Source organism: Sulfuriferula sp., assembly GCF_054605375.1.
Genome location: NZ_JBTSEG010000035.1, coordinates 23,171 through 25,060 on the forward strand (window position 1 = coordinate 23,171; position 1,890 = coordinate 25,060).

4 protein-coding genes and 1 pseudogene are annotated in these 1,890 nt (G+C 56.7%); all 5 read left to right on the forward strand.

The window, feature by feature from the left end; all coding sequences use genetic code 11:
* Positions 1–467, forward strand: a 467-nt coding sequence (locus tag ACYCZJ_RS14600; RefSeq protein WP_461554963.1) for a ferritin-like domain-containing protein, incomplete at its 5' end; no start/stop codon positions are given.
* Positions 445–726 carry a hypothetical protein gene (locus ACYCZJ_RS14605; RefSeq protein WP_461554964.1) on the forward strand — a complete coding sequence of 94 codons (282 nt, stop codon included), beginning with the start codon at positions 445–447 and terminating at the stop codon, positions 724–726. The genes ACYCZJ_RS14600 and ACYCZJ_RS14605, both read left to right, overlap by 23 nt.
* A 56-nt stretch (positions 727–782) precedes the next feature.
* Positions 783–1,418 carry a ParA family partition ATPase gene (gene parA / locus ACYCZJ_RS14610; protein ID WP_461554965.1) on the forward strand — a complete coding sequence of 212 codons (636 nt, stop codon included), beginning with the start codon at positions 783–785 and terminating at the stop codon, positions 1,416–1,418.
* Positions 1,409–1,615, forward strand: coding sequence for a hypothetical protein (locus tag ACYCZJ_RS14615; RefSeq protein WP_461554966.1), 207 nt, complete (start codon positions 1,409–1,411; stop codon positions 1,613–1,615). Before parA ends, ACYCZJ_RS14615 begins: the two co-directional genes overlap by 10 nt.
* 136 nt (positions 1,616–1,751) lie before the next feature.
* Positions 1,752–1,890, forward strand: a pseudogene (locus tag ACYCZJ_RS14620) (AAA family ATPase); the annotation flags it as partial.

The following is a 1,890-nucleotide window of genomic DNA, read 5'->3' on the forward strand; positions in this document are numbered from 1 at the left end:
GTGCCATGTCGATGTATGCTGATCCACGATTGAGCGGGTATCTGTCACGCGCCCTCAGCCACGAGCTGGCGGCAGTACAGCAGTATCTCATGCAGGCCAAACTCACTGGCCTGTGGGGCCTGTCCGAAATGAGCGCACGTCTGCGTGACGATGTGAATGAAGAGCTGGTGCATGCGGGCCGCCTGATGGAAAGGATGCTGGTATTGGGTGTGCCTTCCAATGCTACACAGTTGCCGCCTGCACGAACCGGGCGAAGCGTGACGGAAATGTTGCAGATAGACCGGGCGCTGGAAATAGAGGCGATACGGTTGTATGAAGAAGCCACACAGTATTGTGCCCGGATTCGCGACAGTGAGACGCAAGTCCTGTTCGCCGGTATTTTGCAGGATGAACTGGGTCACTTAAGCGAACTGGATCGAATGTTGATGGATTTGGCGGGGGTGCATGATGAGCGAAAACGAGGCTAAGCAGGCGGGTGCAGCACCTGGCGGAGAGCGGATTGCAAGCCTGAATCTGCGCTTTGATTTTGCCAGCTATGCCGATACGCGTCGATTTCTTGACCAGATGGCAGATTTGTCCAAGCGCGAGGATTACTACCCGGACGTGAGCTTTGGAAAAACCTACGCCAACATCAGTATTGATGGGGACGGGCAAACGGCATTGCAACAGCGTAACTCCGGCTTCATAAACGAAATGAAGGCATTGGCAATGCAGCAGGGGGGGTAGTGACCGATGATAGGGACCACGCGGCGAATATTGAGTGATTAAGAGACGGGGTGGGCATGACAAACCGAATCATTGCAGTCATCAATCAAAAGGGCGGCACCGGCAAAACAACCTTGGCGCTGAATCTGGCTGCCGGTTTGGTGCAGCGTGACAGCACCCACTTGGTGGATGCGGATCCGCAGCGTTCGATTACTCAATGGGTCGGCATGGGAGGCGGCAATTCTGGCCTGCCGGGGGTAGCCCAGCTGGGGGGTAATCCGGCGAATGTGCTGGGCAAGCTTGCGCGCAGCCACCGCTACGTGGTGGTGGATTGCCCGCCGACAGTGCAAGGCGAGATGGTCGCCACCATCATGCGCATGGCGCATCTGGTGCTGATACCGATATTGCCCTCGCCGATTGACTTGTGGGCGAGTGTGGATATGGCACGGGCAGTAAAACATGCGCAGCGTGACAACCCGAATTTGCGTGCCTGCCTGGTGCTCAATCAGCTGGAATCGCGCAATGCGCTGTCACGCGACATGCGCGAGGCAGTGGCTGAATTCGATGTCCCGGTACTGTCCGCCGGCATGCAGCGGCGCGCAGCATATCGCAGCGCGGCCGTGGAAGGACTAAGTGTATATGGTGTCGGCAAGCGGGGTCAGCATGCCGTGTCGGATATTGAAGCAATCATTGAGGAGGTCTTATGTCTGTGAAAAAGATGGGATCCAAGCTGGTGCAGGGTGTGCGTGACATCAAGTCGCAACAAGCGCAGGAGGCCATGGTGACACCAGTTGTCGCAACGCCTAAGCGCGTAACCAGGCCGGAAACAACCAAGCCCGCTGCCGCACCCAAGGCCGCCAAACCCAAGGTGCCGTCGTTCGTGCATCCGGATCGGGTATGGCCGGATTGAGTAGGCCCGCATACGGCTAAACAAAAATCGATTCGACAGTTTTTACATGATTTTTCAGGATCGCCAGCTTGCTTGACCGGCTTGTCACATCCTGTAAACCCTGTCTCATCAAAGCTAATGCAGCATGGAGTTTGATATGAATGACCTGATCGCGCAGTACCGCATCGAAAAAGAACCCTACTACCGCGGCGTGGCCGACGAAGTTGCGCTGTATCAAGCGGCCTACTCGGTGCGCATGCCGATGATGCTCAAAGGCCCCACCGGCTGCGGCAAGA

Excerpts from the sequence above, each read along its gene's own strand:
- ACYCZJ_RS14605 (WP_461554964.1), top strand. The coding sequence starts at position 445 with ATGATGAGCGAAAACGAGGCTAAGCAGGCGGGTGCAGCACCTGGCGGA.
- parA (WP_461554965.1), top strand. The coding sequence starts at position 783 with ATGACAAACCGAATCATTGCAGTCATCAATCAAAAGGGCGGCACCGGC.
- ACYCZJ_RS14615 (WP_461554966.1), top strand. The coding sequence starts at position 1,409 with ATGTCTGTGAAAAAGATGGGATCCAAGCTGGTGCAGGGTGTGCGTGAC.